Annotated in this window: 16 protein-coding genes; 8 read left to right on the plus strand and 8 right to left on the minus strand. The window is 45.2% G+C overall.

The features are described 5' to 3' along the window. The first annotated feature begins 173 nt into the window (after nucleotides 1-173). On the plus strand, nucleotides 174-458 hold the full coding sequence (locus tag NC994_RS22480; protein ID WP_190431500.1) for a site-specific integrase: 285 nt from the start codon (nucleotides 174-176) through the stop codon (nucleotides 456-458). Between the two features lie 268 nt (nucleotides 459-726). Here NC994_RS22480 and NC994_RS22485 read toward each other — a convergent pair whose 3' ends face one another. Continuing rightward, complete coding sequence (locus tag NC994_RS22485) at nucleotides 727-1,875, minus strand: WG repeat-containing protein (RefSeq protein WP_348225619.1); 1,149 nt, start codon at nucleotides 1,873-1,875, stop codon at nucleotides 727-729. 118 nt (nucleotides 1,876-1,993) lie between these two features. On the opposite strand from NC994_RS22485, the gene NC994_RS22490 reads away from it, so the two are divergent. Beyond that, complete coding sequence (locus tag NC994_RS22490; RefSeq protein WP_199299397.1) at nucleotides 1,994-2,230, plus strand: hypothetical protein; 237 nt, start codon at nucleotides 1,994-1,996, stop codon at nucleotides 2,228-2,230. A gap of 168 nt (nucleotides 2,231-2,398) precedes the next feature. Here the strand turns inward: NC994_RS22490 and NC994_RS22495 are convergent, their stop codons facing one another. From NC994_RS22495 to NC994_RS22505, 3 genes are all read right to left on the minus strand, one after another. Beyond that, nucleotides 2,399-3,343 (minus strand): WD40 repeat domain-containing protein, encoded by a 945-nt coding sequence (locus NC994_RS22495; RefSeq protein WP_190431504.1) that lies wholly within the window; start codon nucleotides 3,341-3,343, stop codon nucleotides 2,399-2,401. Between the two features lie 642 nt (nucleotides 3,344-3,985). Next, a complete protein-coding gene (locus NC994_RS22500; protein WP_190431506.1) occupies nucleotides 3,986-5,086 on the minus strand; it encodes a GUN4 domain-containing protein in 1,101 nt (366 codons plus the stop codon). 1,012 nt (nucleotides 5,087-6,098) lie between these two features. Next, on the minus strand, nucleotides 6,099-6,872 hold the full coding sequence (locus NC994_RS22505) for a hypothetical protein (protein WP_190431508.1): 774 nt from the start codon (nucleotides 6,870-6,872) through the stop codon (nucleotides 6,099-6,101). A 62-nt stretch (nucleotides 6,873-6,934) separates the two neighbouring features. Here NC994_RS22505 and NC994_RS22510 point away from each other — a divergent pair, with 62 nt between their 5' ends. The 4 genes from NC994_RS22510 to NC994_RS22525 all read left to right on the plus strand — a co-directional run bounded on the left by NC994_RS22510 (nucleotide 6,935) and on the right by NC994_RS22525 (nucleotide 11,977). Continuing rightward, nucleotides 6,935-7,066, plus strand: a complete 132-nt coding sequence (locus tag NC994_RS22510; RefSeq protein ID WP_277881112.1) for a hypothetical protein — start codon at nucleotides 6,935-6,937, stop codon at nucleotides 7,064-7,066. Between the two features lie 193 nt (nucleotides 7,067-7,259). Beyond that, the gene (locus tag NC994_RS22515; RefSeq protein ID WP_190431510.1) at nucleotides 7,260-10,538 is read left to right on the plus strand and encodes a HEAT repeat domain-containing protein; all 3,279 of its coding nucleotides are present in this window, start codon (nucleotides 7,260-7,262) and stop codon (nucleotides 10,536-10,538) included. A 54-nt stretch (nucleotides 10,539-10,592) separates the two neighbouring features. Next, on the plus strand, nucleotides 10,593-11,288 hold the full coding sequence (locus tag NC994_RS22520) for a metallophosphoesterase family protein (protein ID WP_190431512.1): 696 nt from the start codon (nucleotides 10,593-10,595) through the stop codon (nucleotides 11,286-11,288). An 80-nt stretch (nucleotides 11,289-11,368) separates the two neighbouring features. Beyond that, on the plus strand, nucleotides 11,369-11,977 hold the full coding sequence (locus NC994_RS22525; RefSeq protein WP_190431514.1) for a GNAT family protein: 609 nt from the start codon (nucleotides 11,369-11,371) through the stop codon (nucleotides 11,975-11,977). A 149-nt stretch (nucleotides 11,978-12,126) separates the two neighbouring features. On the opposite strand, the gene NC994_RS22530 is transcribed toward NC994_RS22525, so the two are convergent. The 4 genes from NC994_RS22530 to NC994_RS22545 all read right to left on the minus strand — a co-directional run bounded on the left by NC994_RS22530 (nucleotide 12,127) and on the right by NC994_RS22545 (nucleotide 14,368). Continuing rightward, nucleotides 12,127-12,675 (minus strand): hypothetical protein, encoded by a 549-nt coding sequence (locus NC994_RS22530; RefSeq protein WP_190431515.1) that lies wholly within the window; start codon nucleotides 12,673-12,675, stop codon nucleotides 12,127-12,129. An 89-nt stretch (nucleotides 12,676-12,764) separates the two neighbouring features. Then, nucleotides 12,765-13,073 carry a ribbon-helix-helix domain-containing protein gene (locus NC994_RS22535; RefSeq protein ID WP_190431517.1) on the minus strand — a complete coding sequence of 103 codons (309 nt, stop codon included), beginning with the start codon at nucleotides 13,071-13,073 and terminating at the stop codon, nucleotides 12,765-12,767. Then, nucleotides 13,070-13,708 (minus strand): ParA family protein, encoded by a 639-nt coding sequence (locus tag NC994_RS22540; RefSeq protein ID WP_190431519.1) that lies wholly within the window; start codon nucleotides 13,706-13,708, stop codon nucleotides 13,070-13,072. The genes NC994_RS22535 and NC994_RS22540 overlap by 4 nt, the downstream gene beginning before the upstream one ends. A gap of 447 nt (nucleotides 13,709-14,155) precedes the next feature. After that, nucleotides 14,156-14,368 carry a hypothetical protein gene (locus NC994_RS22545; protein ID WP_190431521.1) on the minus strand — a complete coding sequence of 71 codons (213 nt, stop codon included), beginning with the start codon at nucleotides 14,366-14,368 and terminating at the stop codon, nucleotides 14,156-14,158. Nucleotides 14,369-14,540: 172 nt separating this feature from the next. Between NC994_RS22545 and NC994_RS22550 the strand changes: the two genes are divergently transcribed. Beyond that, on the plus strand, nucleotides 14,541-19,541 hold the full coding sequence (locus NC994_RS22550) for a CHAT domain-containing protein (RefSeq protein ID WP_242032480.1): 5,001 nt from the start codon (nucleotides 14,541-14,543) through the stop codon (nucleotides 19,539-19,541). Between the two features lie 138 nt (nucleotides 19,542-19,679). Then, nucleotides 19,680-20,252 (plus strand): hypothetical protein, encoded by a 573-nt coding sequence (locus NC994_RS22555; RefSeq protein ID WP_190431523.1) that lies wholly within the window; start codon nucleotides 19,680-19,682, stop codon nucleotides 20,250-20,252. The last annotated feature ends 72 nt before the right edge of the window (nucleotides 20,253-20,324 follow it).

Genomic DNA, 20,324 nt, shown 5'->3' on the forward strand with positions numbered 1-20,324 from the left:
GCCAAATAAAATGACATCGAGACAAATTTGTGTCGCTCGCGCAAAGTCGCTCTACTGCAAGATTGCAGAGAAAGTTTGCACGAGCGACCTATCATCAGCTCCAAACGATTGCGTGCCCTGGCTCCAAGCCCAAAAGCAGCTAAGTCTAGCTTTGCTGCTTTAACGACACTAATATGTCTCCACGACAATTAAAAAGTCACTGTACAGTTGGGCAGCGGGGGCAACTCACCCCTCGCGGTATCCAAAGTCTGATTGAAAAATACAAAGGCAATTTGGAAGATTTCTCGCCCCATTCCCTCCGGCATACCTTTTGTAAAAATTTAATCGACGCTGGTGTTGGATTGGAAATGGTTGCAGCGCTCGCTGGGCATGAAAGTCTGGAAACCACAAAGCGTTACTGCGAACCTTCCCCGGAAGATTTAGCCCTAGCTGTAGCGCTAATTAGTCAGAAGGAGTAATTCAAATCCTTGTCTTAGCCTCAGCTAATGCGCGAACGCTTAAACTTGTGGAGTTGGACTTGGAATAGGCGATCTCCCTCAAATGTCAAACTCCAAAAACTTGCACAACGGTTAGTTAAACCGCATGGTGAAGCGTGGGAGGAGGGAGAACTGGTGGATATAAGGGCTGGCTGAAGATTTGAAGCGGAGACGGCGGGAAAGGCGATCGCCTGAAAATAACGATGGTTTGAGTTAGTCTTGATCTTGATTCGTTTTCACTACACCTCCCTTACAGTCGAGGTGGTGGGAGGCTAAGACCTTCGCGCTCAAAACCAAACTGTGGCTTAATAGCTATTTTCCCAGTTTTGTCGATATAGCCCCATTGATTACCTATCTCTACCGCAGCCAGCCCTTCCGAAAAGTTAGAAGCATCCTGAAACTTTGGCTCGATAACAAACTTTCCTGTCTTATTAATAAAGCCTGATTTCTCACCAATTGTTACTACTGCCAATCCTTCGGAAAAGTCTGAAACATACTTGAACTGCGGCTTGATAACGATGTTGCCCGTCTTGTCAATATAGTTCAATTTATTGTCAATGGTTGCCAGTGCCAGTCCTTCTTTAAAACCAGAAGCACCATCAAACTGGGGCTTGATAACGATATTGCCCGTTTTGTCGATATACCCCCATTGATCACCGATGCTTACTCCTGCCAGTCCTTCCGAAAAGTCAGAAGCAATATAAAACTGAGGCTCAATGATGATATTGCCCGTTTTGTCGATATAGCCCCATTTACCGCCTATTCTTACTGCTGCTAGCCCTTCGGAAAAGGGAGAAGCAAACTGAAACTGCGGCGCGATCGCGATTTTGCCTGTCTTGTCAATAAAGCCCCACTGCTCATTAATATTGACTCGTGCTAAACCTTCGGAAAAGTTATCAGTCTGATCAAAATCGAATTGCGGCTGGATAATGATTAAGCCCGTTTTGTCAATAAAACCATACTTATTACCAATTTTTACTTGTGCTAGCCCTTCTGAAAAGGAAGAGGGCATCGTAAATAAAGGCTGGATAACTACGCGACCCGTTTTGTCGATATAACCGGATTTAGCGCCAATGGTTACTGCGGCCAATCCTTCGGAAAAGTCATCAGCATAGTCAAACTGTGGCCCAATGACGACCCTACCACTAGGGTCTATGTAACCATATTGATAAGCATTTTGATTCACAATCATTACAGAGGCTAGCCCTTCAGAAAAACGGTTAGCAGGCGGGATGAAGAGGCGTGGCTTTGGGCAAGATTGTAGGCACGGCGGTATTGATGAAGAGGGTGCGGGGACATTGGGTGGTAATTGAGGGGGAGTTGCTAGGCTTGGATGCAGTAGGGGTTGTAGGGCGATTGCAAATACCATTGCAACTGCCCCGACGATGAACCGAGCCAATACCCTTTTTCTCAACGTTTTGAATAGCATTAGATTCTGACGCAATAATTGTTCTGACTGATGATGGCTTTGACGCAATCGATAAATTTAAATTAAATCTAAAGTAAGGAATATAAAAATGGAAGCGAAAGTCCCCGATTATCCCGAACGCACAGAGCTGAAAATCGGGAAAGTTCTGCTTATTGGTGTAACTGGAGGCACTGGCGGAAATACGCTCGCGGGATTTCTTGAACAGGGAGTTACCGACCTGCGTGCTATAACTCGAAAAATTAACCCCAATCGGCCTTCCCTCTCTAAGATGCTCGATGCAGGAGTCGAGCTAGTTGAGGCTAACCTAGACGATAGCTTGTATTGATTAACTAATAAAGCTTTTGAAGATTGCCTTCCCAGAGAGTGACAGAAGAGGGTTATACGCTATAAGAGCTTTGTCCGTACAATGCTCAAGACTGAGAATCGGGGAATAGGGGGCTATCACTAGAGCATTCTGCAATTGAGATTCTCCAAGAGCAGCAAGCTAGGGTGACTAATCCACTATCCACAATTTGATTGTGCTGTCACTGGCACTAATCAAGGTTTGAGCGTCAGGGCTAAAGGCGATCACATTAACTCCTGTCGAAAAGGTAAGAGTGCTGAGTAATTCTCCACTATCTAGACGCCAAAACTTGATTGTGCTGTCATCACTGCCACTGGCAAGGACTGTACCATCAGGATTAATGGCAACAGAATTAACTGTGCTTGAATGTGCAGCGAAGGTATGTAGCAATTCGCGGGTGCGCCAATTCCACCGTTTGACTATACCGTTCCTACTGCCACTCACAAGAGTTTGATAATCAGGGCTGAAAGTTAATGAGGTGTTCCCAAGTGTTTCTCCACGCATAACGTAGAGCAATTCACCAGATGACAAATTCCAAATGCCGATACTCCCCTGAGTTTCACCAGCAAGGATTTGACCGTCTGGGCTGATGGCAATGGGATGAAGGTTGAGACTGCTTGAATAATCAGTCAATAAGGTTTGGAGCTGGTTTCTTGTATGCAGATCCCATACTTTGATTGTATTGTCCCAACTGGCACTAACCAGAATTTGGCTATCCGGACTAATGGCGATAGCAGTGACTGTGTCTGAATGTCCAGTAAGGTTCCCGATTTGTTGCCCTGTCTTAAAATTCCACAATCTAATTGTGTTATCCCAATCGGGGTGATATCCATGAAGATACAGGTTCGGAGTAGCACTGCAACTTGCAAGAGTTTGACCATCCAGACTGATGGCGACACAACCAACGGGACTGGAATAACCAGTAAGGGTATCTAACACTTCTCCACTACTCAAGCGCCAAATCTTGATTGTGCAATCATCACTACCCGTAGCAAGGGTTTGGCTATCCGGGCTAAAAGCGACACTATTAACTTGAGCGGAATGCCCAGTGAAAGTATAGAGGCACTGAAAAGTTTGATTGGGCTGAATATGCATCTAAACTTTACCTCATACAATCAGATGCCACTGCACCATTAGTCTATAGGAGTACTATTCCTGCCTTCTTTGTTCCAAACAAGCTGTCGAATAACAGATTATTTGTCGTCTTAACAAATTGTTGTCGTTGAGTGTTTCTATCGCTACCAAAGCCTAGATATATTTGGATGAAAAAAAGCTGGAGTTAAGACAATTATGGCTTTAAAGAAGAATCCTTACTAAAGTGTTACTTAGCCCATAACCCCTACTGTAAAAGATTTGAAAGGTTTATGGATTAACGACACTAATGTGTTAATAACGACAAAAAATTTGTTATCTGACAGTTATCAAGCCAATGTTAAGCACTTGAGGGAAGAAGAATTTTCTGGACTCTTGACAACATTCAGTGAATTTCTTGAGGAAACTAACTGGGCAAACGAGCAGCTCACCTACGAAAGTTGGTGAAAGCTTCTTGACTGTCTTATTGTGTCAAAATAGTCTGCGATCGCGTTCAGTCTCTATGCAAGCGGGGATTGTATTTAATTAGGGAAATGCTGCAAGATTCCCGATGATGATTATCTGCAATATTGCTGAAGCGATTCACTATGTTAAATCTATTCAATAAGTTATCGCTACAAAATATATTCCATCGGCGCAAGTAGATCAAAGGTTACACTCAGCATTCAGAGAAGCCCGCCATTGGTGGAAAAAACCAGAGCCAAAAGTTGTGCGGTCATAGCCCAGACTATTGGGAAAATAGCCTTGAGGAATAACTGAGGGAAATCTTAAATCGTAATCCTCTTGTTCAGGGCGACCACCAGTAGCCCATCCAATGGCTTCTTGAAAAGTATCGTACTTTTCTGGGTGAAACTCACCTTGCTTATTACCTGTTTGTAAGTAAAATTTTTGCTGTACGCTAAATCCAAGTCGTCCTTCTGAATACTTCAGCCATAGTTGATCAATCTTTCTTAACTCTGGGCAGGGAAAAGTACTCAAATCAACAGTTTGTCTACTTCCATCATACTTTTTGCCCTGGTTAGAAATATTTTCCATTAGATGTAGTGTCATCCAGTTGGCGGCAACCCATTCCCGCTTGGCTAAATGTGCTTCTAGGTTTGCCCAAGTTGTATCTTTCTCACTCTCACCGTCTTCTAGCCGCTTGCCTGGAGCCGTGTCTAAGGAACAGGATGACACTCGAGCTGCTAAGGATGCTATTCCACCCCACACGCCACCACTAACACCCCCTCCAGTTGAGGCTGGTAAATGACCAATAGGAGCATCGGATTGAAACATTAGTTGAGCGTAAGGGAGCCATCTTCCGTGTTTCCGCCAACCGACGTGTTCACCAAACTTTGTAGCAGCAGCAGCGCTATACGCCCCACCACCTAAATCTATCCAGAGTTGTCGCTGGATGCTAAACCCAAAACGTCCCTGGCTGCGGACTTCCCAGAGTTGATCAAGCGTTCCCAAGTCTTCACAAGGAAAATTCTTAATGTCTTGGACACTTAACCATTTCTCACGCTCTCGTCGAGAAACTTCCAGCATCTTTTGGAAAGTGTGCTGGTCAGCTTCTTTCCATAACCCTTGCTGCAATAGTTTGTCCAGATGCGTGTAATCGGCACCTACAGCCGAGTTCAAATCAACAGATGGGGGAGAGTTTGAGAAAGGAAACTTACCATTTAGAGAGACAATTAATGGTAAGACACTGATCAATAGAGTCGCGGCTACACCTAAGAGCAACCAAGCTAATATTGATTTTCTCAATCTTTTGAATAGCTTCAATTCTAATACTTATCCTTCTAAGCGATGAGAGCTTTGAGTTGAAAACCTTGTCAGGTTTTTTGAGCGTGAGTTGGTTTGTTTGTATCTGATACACTGCAAAGCTTTAAGTTTTCGGAACGGAATCAAATAAAAACTAACTATCATCTGTCTGCTGTGCAACACTGACCATCCATCTGCCTCGGTATAGTCGCTACTAATGAACTGAAGGCAAGGCGCAGCAGCGGCAGAACCAGGATATGTCGCTGGCTTCTTTGATGACCAGCCACTCATTTCGGTTAAAAAACTGCTGCCCATATTGCCGATTACAGGAATGTTAACAGGGGTATTTTGTCAATCTAATTTAACGATTTGTTAGCCAAATATCGCCAATAATTCAGGAGCCTCCCTGGAAATCAAAAGGTGATAGAACAACATATTGTGAGGTTAGTTAGTTAATATATTGGTTCTAACTACGTCCGCCTCGTTAAGGTTCGCTTTGCAAGCGTTGATTGGAAAGTCACTACGAAGTATTGCCCGTAACAGTTCTACAGAGGAACGCTACTGTATCCTGTACTTAAATTTTTGATAGGACTGAGCGTAACTAGCTGCAACCCCTAAAATGTGGAGTGAATGCAGTGATACGACTGCAATTAGTTTTCGATGCTATTTGTACCCTGGCTCTTCTAGCTGGGGTATTTTTTATCCTTCTTCCACTCTAATTGCAGAGGAAGGTATGAAAAATCTTGCCTTAGAAACAATTCTTTCCGACGCACTGCTTTAACTCAGATGAACAATGCAGGAATTTATTGCGCGTAATCGTTCATCTGAAACAAATTATGCTTCCTTATCAAAAACCAGGAGATAATTAGCGCAGCTAAGCCTCCTGTTATAGGAAGCTATTTTATTAATTCTTGAGAGGTTGTTCATTAATCAATTAGTAGAATTATTGACTTCCTATAAGGTCTTTGTCTTCCTAATTTTTCCTTAGCGATTGAGAGTTGCTCACAAAAAAAGTTTATAGTGGGAGCAAATCTTCAGTTAAATAGGTGATTATACTGTCAATTGCTTGGATACGAGATTCGGTATCTTTTATGTTTTTCTCCAAGGATTTTTTGTTAGGGATGGCTTCCTTATTCTTGAGCTTCTGGAAATGTTTTAGGTATATTTCGTTATCCCTTCGGTACTTCTCAAATTCAGGAAATCCTCCCCAGCGAAAGCAAATCCGCAGGTAATTGACGAAGGTAGTGCTATGCAGCTCTTCCAACAAAGGCGCATCAATTGAGGCATTAGGCACCTCAATAACATAAGGGATTCCACCGTCAGGACGTGTAGCGACCGGAAACTGAAATGGTTCTTCATTGCAATCGTATTTCCAAGTATCACACTCCACAAGTACATAATCAAGCGGGTCAACAACGAGCGCAAAAGCAAAGAAATTGCCCCAGTCAGGATGAAAACCCCTTAAAGAAACTGTTCCCACAATCTCGTACCAAGCTCGAAGTGATAGCGGTATTACTCCAGCAAGGCTTTCCAGGGAGGCTATCTGCTCGCGAATATCTAGTTGTGGCGGTATGAAAACAATTCCAGGGTCTTCAAATTCATAGTTTATTGCCTGGAGACGCTCTATTAGCATTTCGATGTTTGTTCGAGTTCTAGCCATCGTTTCCCGTGCAACAGCAAGGGCATCTTCTAGCAGTGGTTCGTTCCTAATCGATGAGCCTCTTGCTAACAATTCATCCCACACCTGCTCGTATTCTCCGCTTTTGTATCGCTCCAGAAATGTTGTCATAGTGAGTACCTCAAGTTACACATCATTAAATAGACCCCTCTTAACGCTCAACACGACGAGAATTGATAATCGAGTGCCTGTCTAATCGCCGGTGGGAAGTTCGTCCGGAAGCCTTTGCTGAAATATTGCAGAAACTATCTGACGAATCTTTAGAAGAAATTACGAAAGTTTTTGGTGAGCGACTGGCTGAATGACTAAAATCCACTAATGCCATTCAGAAAAAAAGCCCCAGAAGTTGACTGAAGTTTTCTTGTGGTAATTAAAATTTTGTGAGTTGCCTTAAGTCTGCTTAACAACGTACAACACCTTATGGGTTTTCAATAAGACTTGGAAATAATGGAATAGCCCTTGTAGCGATATAAAGCATCTCGATTCAAGCATATTGGCATGGTTAACTGGAATTCCTATTTAGATTCACTCTGCAACGCTTACGCCCAATGGTGGAACGTTTACACGATTATGAATTGGGAGGGGCAAAAGCGGGAAGGCTCGAAACCATCATCACTATTGTTGGATTTTACTCTCATGGTGCAAAAGATTCAGCCTGACAGCCAGAGGGGAGGCAATAGTCAACAGAGAGTGGAGCGATTGAGTATTCTGGAAGGGCTGCGAAAGTATGCTTCGGAACACGTCTTGTTGGTAGGGCGTCCGGGTTCGGGGAAATCAACGGCGTTGGCGCGGTTGTTGTTGGAGGAAGCCCAGAAGGAAAGAGGGAGACAGGGAGATGGGGAAGAACAGCAACCTCTTACCCCCTCCTTGTTAAAGGTGGCAGGGGAGGATCTTCCCAAAATTCCCGTGCTAGTAAAACTTCGGTATTACCAAAGTTCGGTGCTGAGTTTAATCCAAGATTTCTTAAGGCGGCATGGCTTGTGGTTGCAAGATGCCGAGATAGACGAACTGCTATTTCAGGGGCGATTCTTGATATTACTGGATGGTCTCAACGAGTTGCCATCTGAAGAAGCGCGGCAAGATTTGAAAGCGTTTCGGCTGGACAATCCACACACACCGATGGTTTTCACGACGCAGGATTTGGGCAGAGAGGGCGACCTCGACATTGACAGGAAGCTGGAGATGCAACCCCTAACGGAGGAGCAAATACGGCAGTTTTCCTTAGCCTATCTGTCGGGGCAGGAGGAGGAGATGTTGAGGCAGTTGGGGAGCCGCTTGCGGGAGTTCGGGCAAACACCACTGCTGTTAAAAATGTTGTGTTCTGTATTTGTTGATAACAGCAACAAAATACCCCCCAACCTGGGTTTAATGTTTCGCCAGTTCGCTAATCGTTATGACCGCAAGCTTTTTCAAGATGTCCCAGTTGCCAATGAGTATCGCCGTTGGTGCCCCCAACTGTTGGAACACCTAGCCTGGATGATGACGAACGGCAATGAGCTGACACAGTTGCAAGTCGTGCTTTCCAGACATCAAGCCGAAGCCGTGCTAATAGAATTTCTGCAAGGTAAGGTGAATTGTCCGGAGGATTGCGCCTTCTCGTGGATTGAGGATTTACTCAAGCATCACCTGATTCAACTGGGAGCAAATGACCAGATTGAATTTCAACACCAACTGATTCAGGAATATTACACCGCAGAATGCTTGCTCAAACAGCTACCGCACCTGATTCAGGATGGGGACAGGCTGAAACGAGACTATCTGAATTATCTTAAATGGACTCCAACCCTCGCACTGATGCTGGAGTTGGTGGAAGATGAGGCGCAGGCACTGCGAGTGGTCGAGTTAGCCTTAGAGGTGGATTTGCAACTGGGAGCAAGGCTGGCAGGAGCCGTAAAACCAGAGTTTCAGGAGCAAACGATTGCTTTAATAGACGCTAGAGAAATTTCTCAAGAGCTGAAGATTGCGCTTTTGAGTATAACCCGTTCTGACTATGCCATTCCACTGTTAAGACACACTTTGGACAACAATAAAGGCTCCTATCTTCATTCTAGGGGGGTAGAGGCGCTGGGTAAAATACCATCGGAAGCAGCGGTTCAAGCATTAAGTGAACTTCTAGAAGATGAAGATGACTCTGTTCGTTTAAGGGCGATAGAGGTGCTGGGTCAAATTTCGTCAGAAGCAGCGGTTCATGTTTTAAGTAAAGTTTTAGAAAATGAAGGCTGGTTTCATTGTCAGAAGGTGATAGAAGCGCTGGATAAAATCTCGCTGTTGACAGCAATTCAAGCGTTATTAAAAGCTCTGGGAAATGAACATCATTATGTTCGTATTAAGGCGGCAGAAACCCTAGGTGAATCTCAGTCAGAAATAGTAGTTGAACCGTTAATTAAAGCCTTAGAAGATGAGTATATTGAAGTTCGTTCTAAGGCAGCAGAAGCGCTAGGTAAAATTCGCTCAGAAATAGCCGTTCAACCGTTAATTAAATTCCTAGAAGTTGAAGCTTCTTCTGTTCGTCGTAACGCGATATATGCGTTGGGTCAAATTCGGTCAGAAGTAGCCATTCAACCATTAATTAAACTCCTAGAAGATGAAGACAATTCTGTTCGCTATATGGCGGCATCTGCACTGGGTAACATCCCCTCAGAAGCAGTAATTCAACCGTTAATTAAACTTTTAGAAGATGAAGACGACTCTGTTCGTTTACGGGCAGTAGAAGCACTCGGAAAAATTCCATCAAAAGTAGCAGTTCAAGCATTAAACAAAGGTCTAGAAGATGACGATTTTTCTGTTCGTGTGAGAGCGGAAAAATTGCTGGGTAGAATTCCATCAAAAGCAATGATTCAAGCGTTAAGTAAAGCCCTAGAAGATGACAATTCTTATGTTCGTTGTAATGCAATATATGCACTGAGACAAATTTCATCAAAAGCAGGGGTTAAACTGTTAATTAAAGCTTTAGAAAATAAAGACTCTGAGGTGCGTTGGCTAGCAGTAGAGGCGTTGAATAAAATTCCGTCGAAAGCAGCGGTTCAACCGTTAGCTAAAACTTTAAAAGATGAATACTCTGATATTCGTCCTAGTGCAGTACTAACTTTGAGCAAAATCCAGTCGGAAGCAGTGATAAAAGTGTTAATCAAAGCCCTAGAGAATGAAGATCGTTCTGTTCGTTGGAGGGCAACAGATGAGCTGGTTAAAAACCGCTCAAAAGCAGTAATTAAACCTTTAGTTAAAGCCTTAAAACATGAAAATTCTTATATCCGTTTTAGTGCAGCAGAAGCATTGGGTGAAATCGGAGCCAAAGCAGCAGTTAAACCATTAATTAAAGCTCTTGAAGATGAAGGCGATTCGGTTCGTCTTAAAGCAGCAGAAGCGCTGGGTAAAATCCAAGCAAAAGCTGCGGTTAAACCATTAATTAAAGCTTTAGAAGATGAAGGCGATTCGGTTCGCCTTAAAGCAGTGGAAGCACTGGGTGAAATTCGAGCAAAAGCAGCAGTTAAGCCATTAATTAAAGCTCTTGAAGACAAATACTCTGGTGTTCGTTCTAGTGCAGCAGATGTACTGGGTGAAATAGCTAGCCCTAAAGCAATGCCTGATTTATATAAGCATCTACAAAACAGTGAAGGAAGCTATTTGCTCAATCCCATTTCTACCCTTCAAAAGCGCTGCAAGTTCTATAATTACACGCTTACTCAACATTCTTCTCCACCGGGAGAAAGAAAAGTGAATGCTATTATTAATCGCTCTGGAAAATCGCGAAAGAGCCTACCTCCATCCCTGCAATAACACACCCTTTGGAGTATGAATAACTCAATGCAAAGATGAGCTGTTAACCAAACTATGCGTATTCTAGCGATTGGAGACATTCACGGCTGTTCGACAGCGTTTGAAGAACTCATAGCTGCTGTAGATTTACAGCCGGAAGACCGAGTAGTGACTCTTGGCGACTACGTAGACCACGGCCCTGACTCCAAAGGCATTCTTAATCGGCTCATTGCACTCCATAACACAGGACAGCTAGTAGCTCTTCGTGGCAATCATGAGCGCATGATGTTACAAGCTTATAAAAATAGTGCCTGGGAATTGCCGTGGCTTAATTGTGGTGGTGATAAAACGCTCGCTTCTTACTCAGTCACGGGTAAGGCGGGTAAGCTAGCGGATGTACCTGATAACCATTGGGAATTCCTGAAGAAAGTGTGTGTCAACTGGTACGAGACAGACACACATTTATTTGTACACGCTAACGCTCATCCAGAGATGCCTCTTGCCGAGCAACCAGAACACATCCTGTTGTGGGAACCGTTCGAGTACGTCCAGCGGCACTGTTCTGGTAAAACGCTAGTGTGCGGACATACTGTTCAAACCAGTGGTATCCCTTGCCATATTGGTTATGCTGTCTGCATCGATACCTGGGTTTACGGCAAAGGCTGGCTGACCTGCTGGGATATAATTAGCAGCAGAGTTTGGCAGGCTAATCAATCTGCTGAGGTGCGAACAGCTTGGATTAACGAATTCACCTCATCGGTTTGTCAGTAAACCCAGGTAAAGACCTCACTTACAACACTATGAAAGACATTGCAGTAGTGGTATAGAAATAAGTTGCCTCTGCAAAGAAAATGAGTGGAATTTCCTGGGCATTAACCATTAATACTGAACGGCTGATCCTTCGTCCCCAGCAACCAAGTGATTATGAGACTTGGTACGCTGGCTTTTCTGGGCGATTGCCACAACAACATCAATACGATGATGGGCTGGTTAGTTTGAATCACTGCGATCGCAGATGGTTTGCAGATTTGTGTCAGCGTCATCAACAGCAGACGTTAACCGATCGGGTTTTCGTATTCGGTATTTTTTCTCGTCAAACCGCTCAGCATCTTGAAAACATCGATCTGTCAACGATTCGTCGCGCAGAACATCAGTGGGCAATTTTAGGATACGAAATTCACAACCAACACTGGAGGCAAGGTTTCGGCAGGGAAGCAGTTCGCGCCACACTAATTGCTGGGTTTGAGACGCTAGGTTATCATCGCATCGAAGCCGCCATTAATCTGGATAATCAAGCATCAATTGCATTTGCTCAAAGTGTGGGTATGCAGAAGGAGTGCATTCGTCGCGGCTTTCTCTATGAGAACGAGCAATGGGTAGACCATTTCATTTATGTTGCTCTACCCTCTGATCTAGGTTTAGTCGAAAAGCCACCCACAATCTCCCCATCAAGCATTTAGTGAAACGGTATTACGGGCAAACGGTCGTAGATCATTTTTGTGGGAGCTAGCGCGGAGGCGATCGCCCGTTCCGGTCTGAAAGCGATCTCAATCCCAGAAACACTGTAGAGAGGGGACGCTCTCGATGTTTCCGGATTCTGCCCTAGCAGCTAAGTGTAGCTCCAATATCTAACATAAATAAACTGTGTTCTTTTGTTAAATAGCACCCAATAACCATCTGTACTTGTAGGTGGAATTTGACCAAACTTATGCTTCGGTTGTTGGGTAAAATAACATTCTAAATTTTCTACCTCATTTAAATTTTGTATATCCTCAGCAGAACGATTGGATAAAGGAATAAGCCCAAACAGTTTGTTTTGTTGGGTGATAACTTGAGAAAACCACTGTCTAATTGTTTCTAATTCTTGACGGTTGCAAGCTGTACCGTCTCTTATACCCTTGTAAAAACCCTGATATTTAGGTGGAGGCAATTCTTCTTTTACATGAAATCTAATCCATATATCTCGACCGTCAAAAATATAGGTGTATCCGCCGCCAATTAAGCGATCGGCTTTGACCTCTGAACTAAATTCCCAATCGTATAGCCAATCCGGCTCGGTGGGAACCGGAATTCCACCAGTTGTGAGCAAGAGCAGAAAAAATAGCACAACAGGCGTCCCTATCACAATTGCGAGAAATGCTAAAAGTTTCTTGATCATCTTGCAAACAGTTGGGGATTAGTCGCTCAACTTATTATCGTCGTAGAGCCGATTTACTTAAGTAAAATTTTAAATGATTATTTTTACTGTTAATTTTGCAGTAATTTTGCGACTTCCCGAATCAGTGCGCGAAGCAGTTTAGCTTTGGTCTGCCCGGTGTACTCAGCTAACTGGGATAGCTGCTCGTAGGTTTCTGGGTCAAGGTCAAGCGTGATTCGGGTTTTGGAGGGGACTTGCTTCTTCAGCTTCTCCAGCAGGTTTTCTTCTTCCTGGGTCGGAGCCGTCTTCTTCCGTTTTGTCTTTTGTTTGCTGGCAGGTTCCGCCTGTGGTTCTAAGTTACCCAATGCAAATTGAGAAACCAAATCAGTTAAAGAATGTCGAGGTTTGTTCTTGCTCACTTCGCTAACCTCAGAATCTCTGTAAATAGCCGCTGGTAGTCTGAGGCTGCATCTTCTGACCCTTTTAGTCCCCACACGGTTGTGTTCTGCAAGAAGGCATCTGCGATCGCTTGCCGCTGGTAGATAACTTGCTTGAATGCCTTAACTCCCTCTAGCTGCTTTAATAGCTCCTGGGCTTCTTTCAACAGTTTGGTATTCTTCACTCCTCGATTAATGAAGATGCCGGATAGCGGCAATCCACCTCGTGCATTCTGGATTTGGCGTACCATCCTGACAGCCGATGCTGCTGAAACTAAATCCAGCGCGGATGGAGTTATCGGAATTACTGCAAGTTTTGCAGTCAGAAGTGTACACCGGGTTGCCTCTCCCAAATTCCCAGCATTGTCCACTACCAAATAATCCACAGTCTTTTCCAGCTTAGGAATTTCTTCAGCCAATTCATCTGGATCGGTCATGCGATAGATAGGCACCTCTGTATCCATTGAATGCAGCCAGGTGGAGGTACTGCTCTGTCCGTCCGCGTCAATGACCGCAACCTTGCACTTTTTGATAGCAGATAACCAATAGGCGAAATGGGTAAGAGTCGTTGATTTTCCGACTCTACCCTTTAAATTGCTGAAACAGATGGTGGTCATTATTACTGCATTTTATAACTGAATTAATTTACTGTATTTTACTCTAAGAATCGCCGACAGCTTGGTAGTGCCGAATTTCTTTGATGCTGTTAGGCAGTAAAAACCAGGCTGGGAGAGGGGAGAAAAGTACCAACTGGTACTTTGAGGCCATCGCTAGTTGGCAGTGTGCAATAATTGCGGCAGCCAGTTCCAATTGGCACTTATTTTTAGAGGCGATCGCTACTCACATTTCAATAACAGTTCCTCAGCATGGGAACGGTGGGAATAAAATCAATCAGCTCAACATCCATCAAACACTCCTGCTATCTAGATAGAGGGCGAGGGCTTTATATATTGCTGGTTAGTCTTTGGGAGGGCGGACTCTTCTGCCTTACCTAGATACCGAGTGAGCAGTTTTTCGTCCTGCCGGCACCTCAAATAGCGATAAAGTCCATAAGCTTTGTCCCGCTATTTATCGGGAATCATCTTCACCCCGATATGTCCACCAATTCCCCTGGAAAGCGCTGCGATTCCTCCTTTGATTTGCGGCGAGTCATTCTCCTGTTGGGGGACTTTGGCTTCCAGTAGAGCTGCAATCATCGCCTGAACTTTTACAAGTTTGGCGGTCGTGAGGGCATCTAGCTGTTGCGCGAGCGCGTCTAGGACGGTTAGGTTGGGCATGGCTTCGAGAGCGAATGCTTACTCCTCTATTCTCCCTAATTACATTCGCTCTCGAAGTAACACCTGACTACCCACCCCTGCCTAAAAAATAGACGTTTTGCATAAACGTAACGGAAAGAATGCCGTTGCGTTTGATGGGGTAAATAGTGTGGCTTTTTGTTTTTAGGAATTCATGCAAAGACGAATTCAGGCAACCTCTTTCTCCCAACTCTCAACTCGCTTAAAAACAATCATGCTGTCTGATAAGTCACGAAAAGCGCATCGCTCTCTAACCATCCTGATGGGAGTGGTATTTGCTACTGCTTACAGCATCCCCATCAACGCCCAACCCAGGACTCCCATCCCATCTCAGTCACCGACGATAGAAAACTCCAAATCATTAGGAACACGACAACCCGTGCAAGCATTTGGTGGACAACTCGCGGTATTTGTGGGGCATGAGAGTTATGTCCATAGTGCAGTATTTAGTCCCGATGGTAGGCAAATCCTGACTGTCAGTGGCGATAAAACCGCCCGGTTGTGGGGTACCAAGGGGAATCTCCTGGCTGTGTTACAGGGGCATGAAGGTTTTGTCCACAGTGCAGTATTTAGCCCCGATGGTCAACAAATCTTGACTGTTAGTCAGGAGAATGAAACCGCCCGGTTATGGGATAGCCAAGGTAATCTCCTCTCTGTGTTGCGGGGGCATGAGGATTCGGTCACTAGTGCTTCATTTAGCCCCAATGGTCGGCAAATCCTGACTGCCAGTAAGGATAACACCGCCCGGTTATGGGATAGCCAAGGTAATCTCCTCTCTGTGTTGCGGGGGCATGAAGGTTTTGTCCACAGTGCAGTATTTAGCCCCGATGGTCAACAAATCTTGACTGTTAGTCAGGAGAATGAAACCGCCCGGTTATGGGATAGCCAAGGTAATCTCCTCTCTGTGTTGCGGGGGCATGAGGATTCGGTCACTAGTGCTTCATTTAGCCCCAATGGTCGGCAAATCCTGACTGCCAGTAAGGATAACACCGCCCGGTTATGGGATAGCCAAGGTAATCTCCTCTCTGTGTTGCGGGGGCATGAAGGTTGGGTCTACAGTGCAGTATTTAGCTCTAATGGTCGGCAAATCCTGACTGCCAGTGACGAGGATAAAAACGCTCGGTTATGGGATAGCCAAGGTAATCTCTTGGCTGTCTTGCGGGGGCATGAGGATTCGCTCAAGAGTGTAGTATTTAGCCCTAATGGTCGGTACATCCTGACTGCCAGTGACGATAAAACCGCCCGGTTATGGGATAGCCAAGGTAATCTCTTGGCTGTCTTGCGGGGGCATGAGTATTTAGTTACTAGTGCTTCATTTAGCCCGGACGGTCGCCAAATCCTGACTGCTAGTATTATTGATAGCACTGCCCAGTTATGGGATAGCCAAGGTAATCTTCTAGCTGTTTTGGGGGGGCAAGGGAATGAGGTCTACGGTGCAGTATTTAGCCCCGATGGTCACCAAATCCTAACTGCCGGTTCAGATAAAACGGCCCGGTTATGGGACGTATCAGATGCGATCGCTGCCCAATCTGAGCAAATGACTACTCTGCAAGCCTTTCAGTCAGGCGTGTCTAAGAAGAATGCTCAACTAGCGGTGTTGCAGGGGCATGAGTATGGGATCAACAGTGCAGTATTTAGCCCGGATGGTCGGCAAATCCTGACTGCCAGTGGGGATGGCACCGCTCAGTTATGGGATAACCAAAGTAATCTCCTCTCTGTGTTCCGTGGGCATGAAGATGATGTCTACAATGCAGTATTTAGCCCGGATGGTCGGCAAATCCTGACTGCCAGTAAGGATAACACCGCCCGGTTATGGGATAGCAAGGGTAATCTCCTCTCTGTGTTGCGGGGACATGAGTATTCGGTTACTAATGCTTTATTTAGCCCGGATGGTCGGCAAATCTTGACTACCAGTATCGAATTTTCCCAGTTATGGGATAGCCAAGGTAATCTCTTGGCTGTCTTGCGGGGGCATGAAGGTTTTGTCCACAGTGCAGTATTTAGCCCCAATGGTCAGTACATCCTGACTGCCAGTTCAGATAAAACCGCTCGGTTGTGGAATACCAAAGGAACTCTCCTAGCTGTGTTGCAGGGGCATGAGAAGTCTATCAACAATGCAGTATTTAGCCCAGATGGTCGGCAAATCCTGACTGTCAGTGGGGATAAAACCGCCCGATTATGGGATAGCCAAGGTAATCTCCTATCTGTGTTGCAGGGGCATGAGTATTCGGTCATTAGTGCTTCATTTAGCCCGGATGGTCGCCAAATCCTGACGGCCGGTTCAGATAAAACGGCCCGGTTATGGGATAGCCAAGGTAATCTCCTATCTGTGCTGCGGGGGCATGATAGAGAGCGAGGGGTAAACAGTGCTTCATTCAGCCCTGATGGTCAGCAGATATTGACTGCCAGTGACGAATCTCCCCAATTATGGGATAGCCTAGGTAAGATAAACAGTGCAGTATTTAGCCCGGATGGTCGGCAAATCCTGACTGCCAGTGCAAATAAAACCCCCCGGTTATGGGATAGCCAAGGTAATCTCCTAGCTGTGTTGCGGGGGCATGAGGATTTTGTCACTAGTGCTTCATTTAGTCCGGATGGTCGCCAAATCCTGACTGGCAGTGGGGATAGCACCGCCCGGCTGTGGGACGTATCAGCCGCGATCGCTGCCCAAGCCGAGCAAATGACTGCTCTCCAAGCCTTTCAGGCAGGCGTGTCTGAGAAGAACGCTCAACAAGCAGCAACAGCATTAGAAGAAGGAATCCAACTCAATCAGCAAGGAACCCTTGAATCGAGACAACTCGCGATTCAAAAGTTGGAAGAGGCTCTCAAACTTTATCGTGCAGATAAAAACCATGCCAAAGCGGCACAAACCCTATTGTTAATCGGCAACATCTACGCCGATTTTGGGCAATTTCAAACCGCCATCGACTCCTACAACCAAGCCTTGCCATTATCGCGTCAAGCCGGTGCCAAAGAAGCAGAAGCCTACATCCTCAACAGTCTCGGTCAACTCTACAACGATTTAGCTGACCCGAAAACTGCCCTCAATTACTATAATCAAGCGTTACCTCTGTTCTATCAATTAATCGATAAAGGAGCGGTAGCTACCACCTTCAACAACATTGGTGATATTCATACTGCTTTAGGAGAATGGCAAGATGTCTTACACTCCTACAACAAGGCCTTGATCGTTTCCCGATCTGGAGGGAGCCTAGGCGCAGAAGCTACTGCCTTAGCTGGCATTGGTAGCACCTACATCGCTTCGCAAGAATGGTCAACCGCGCTGAATGCTTACAATCAAGCCCTGCTCATCTCCCGGCACTTAAACGACAAAGTTAAAGAAACCACAATCCTTAACCAACTAGGGAAAATACACGCGGCTTTAGGTCAGAAATCTACCGCAATAGACTATTACAACCAAGCCTTAACCTTATCCCAACAACTTGGTTATAAAACAGAAGAAGCGAACATTCTCTACAACCAAGCCATCTTAAACCGCCAGCAGAATAACCTTACCGCTGCTAAAACCGAAATCGAAACGGCGATTAATATTATTGAATCACTCCGCACCCAAATCGCTAGCCAAGAACTGCGGCAATCTTACTTCGCGCGCAACCAAGACTATTACCAGTTCTATATCGACCTGCTGATGCAACTGCATCAGCAAAACCCCAATCAAGGCTATGCTGCTGAAGCCTTGCACATTAGCGAACGCGCCCGTGCCCGCAGTCTTATAGAACTCCTCAGCGAAGCCAGCGCCAACATCCGCTCTGGGGTTGACCCCAAGCTTCTAGAACAAGAACGTACCCTCCAACAACAACTCAACAACTTTGAGCATCGCAAGTATCAACTCCAGAGTGGTCAGCATACTCAAAACGAACTCGACGAATTTCAACAAAAAATCGACACGGTTCTGGCTCAACTCAAGCAACTCGAAGCCCAAATTCGTGTTGCCAGCCCTCGCTATGCTGACCTGAAATATCCTGAACCCCTGAATCTACAACAAATTCAACAACAGGTACTCGACGACAAGACAATCCTTTTAGAATATTCTCTCGGTGAAGAACGCAGTTATCTTTGGGCAGTCACCCAAAACAGCATCACCAGTTATGTACTTCCTAAACGCAGTGAAATAGAAACCGCGGTCCAAGCCTTCCGAAAATCTCTTACCCCCAATAGCGTTGCTCATCTCGAGACTGGGCTGCCACTGAGTCAAATGCTTCTCGCCCCAGTTGCGAATCAATTAGGTAATAAACGCTTACTGGTGATTGGAGATGGAGCATTGCAATATGTTCCCTTTGCCGCACTTCCAATCCCCTCCGCTCCCACTACCCCACTTTTAGTCCAAAACGAAATCATTACGCTCCCCTCGGCTTCTACGGTTGCCATTCAACGCCGACAACTAGAAAACCGCCCCATTGCTGCCAAATCCATTGCCGTTGTTGCCGACCCCATCTTCAATCTCAACGACTCTCGTATTGCTGGGACTCCACCCCAACAAACCCCTGATACACTATCTAGTCGTACCCTCACTCGCGCTGCTCGTAACTTGGGCTTAGGAGACAGTGGAAGGGTCTTTGACCGTCTGCAATATACTCGCACTGAAGCCGAGAAAATTCTTGCCCTCGTCCCAGAACAGCAACGTCTGCAAGCTTTAGACTTTAACGCCTCCCGTGCCACTGCCACTGACCCAAATTTAGCCCAGTATCAGATTATCCATCTTGCCACTCACGGCTTACTCGACCCCATCAATCCTGAATTATCGGGAATTGTGCTGTCTCTGTATGACCAAAATGGCAAATCTCTGGATGGATTCTTGCGCCTGCACGATATTTTCAACCTTAACTTGCCTGTGGAACTGGTGGTCTTGAGTGCTTGCGAAACCGGATTGGGTCAAGAAGTTAAAGGTGAAGGATTGGTGGGATTAACACGAGGCTTTATGTATGCGGGTTCAAGACGAGTGGTGGTGAGTTTGTGGAGTGTGAATGATGCAGCGACTTCCAAGGTGATGACGAATTTTTATCAGAAGATGCTTCAGTTGGGGCAAAACCCGGTAGCTGCGCTGAGAGCGGCACAACTGGAAATGTGGAACTCTGGGCAATGGCAAGCGCCTTATTATTGGGCAGCGTTTACGATTCAAGGAGATTGGCGATGATGGCGCTTTTAATTCAGGTCAGAGTAGCACGCACAATCGCAATTAGACAAATTAAGAGCGTCCAAGCTCTTTTTTGCATAAATACTAAAACTAGAGGTGATAAATATTATATCCAGTTAGTAAGGAAAGCTACCGATAATGACAGGAAAAACTATTGTAACAATAGTTACTTTAACAGCTCTTTCCATTCTCCTAGCTGAATCATCAATAGCCTATTCTTGTGAGGCTCAAGACAGTACTCCGGCTCAAAGCTTAAAAGCAATTCATGATGACCAATCGGGTTTAGCGTTTGAGGTAGCTAGTAATTATCGAGCCGTGGCGAAAAGTAGAACAGAAGGTGGAGTCTGGAAAGAAATTTATATTATGGAACCGGCTGCCTACTGTTACTTACAGAGTCCAGAGCCTGTTGAGTCATCAGAAGCACTGCTGGGAGCTAACTATATTTTCATCGAACTCTTTAGTGGCGATATAAAAGCTTTTTTGAATAACTTAGGTCAAGGGCCTTACCGTGAAACGTTGATTAACGGAAGCAAGGCTTTAGTAGGAAACAATATCGTCGCTATCAATCGCCCAGATGGTCAATATTGGGCAATTCTTCATGATCCGACATCAAGCCATCAAGATTACGCAGAAAATAAGGTTCAATTTTCGCGGAACAACCAAAGTTTAGTGCAACAAATTACCAACTCTTTTCGTTGGAAAATTCCCTGAGAATTACGGATGTATTGAGCGCGTAAAAGATAAATGAAGAAACAACTAAGTTGCACTATACTCGCACTCGCC

Source organism: Trichocoleus sp. AS-A1 (genome assembly GCF_039962015.1).
GTDB lineage: Bacteria > Cyanobacteriota > Cyanobacteriia > Cyanobacteriales > FACHB-T130 > FACHB-T130.

Excerpts from the sequence above, each read along its gene's own strand:
- NC994_RS22490 (WP_199299397.1), top strand. The coding sequence starts at position 1,994 with ATGGAAGCGAAAGTCCCCGATTATCCCGAACGCACAGAGCTGAAAATC.
- NC994_RS22520 (WP_190431512.1), top strand. The coding sequence starts at position 10,593 with ATGCGTATTCTAGCGATTGGAGACATTCACGGCTGTTCGACAGCGTTT.
- NC994_RS22480 (WP_190431500.1), top strand. The coding sequence starts at position 174 with ATGTCTCCACGACAATTAAAAAGTCACTGTACAGTTGGGCAGCGGGGG.
- NC994_RS22505 (WP_190431508.1), bottom strand. The coding sequence starts at position 6,872 with ATGACAACATTTCTGGAGCGATACAAAAGCGGAGAATACGAGCAGGTG.
- NC994_RS22550 (WP_242032480.1), top strand. The coding sequence starts at position 14,541 with ATGCAAAGACGAATTCAGGCAACCTCTTTCTCCCAACTCTCAACTCGC.
- NC994_RS22540 (WP_190431519.1), bottom strand. The coding sequence starts at position 13,708 with ATGACCACCATCTGTTTCAGCAATTTAAAGGGTAGAGTCGGAAAATCA.
- NC994_RS22545 (WP_190431521.1), bottom strand. The coding sequence starts at position 14,368 with ATGCCCAACCTAACCGTCCTAGACGCGCTCGCGCAACAGCTAGATGCC.
- NC994_RS22525 (WP_190431514.1), top strand. The coding sequence starts at position 11,369 with ATGAGTGGAATTTCCTGGGCATTAACCATTAATACTGAACGGCTGATC.
- NC994_RS22495 (WP_190431504.1), bottom strand. The coding sequence starts at position 3,343 with ATGCATATTCAGCCCAATCAAACTTTTCAGTGCCTCTATACTTTCACT.
- NC994_RS22515 (WP_190431510.1), top strand. The coding sequence starts at position 7,260 with ATGGTTAACTGGAATTCCTATTTAGATTCACTCTGCAACGCTTACGCC.
- NC994_RS22530 (WP_190431515.1), bottom strand. The coding sequence starts at position 12,675 with ATGATCAAGAAACTTTTAGCATTTCTCGCAATTGTGATAGGGACGCCT.
- NC994_RS22555 (WP_190431523.1), top strand. The coding sequence starts at position 19,680 with ATGACAGGAAAAACTATTGTAACAATAGTTACTTTAACAGCTCTTTCC.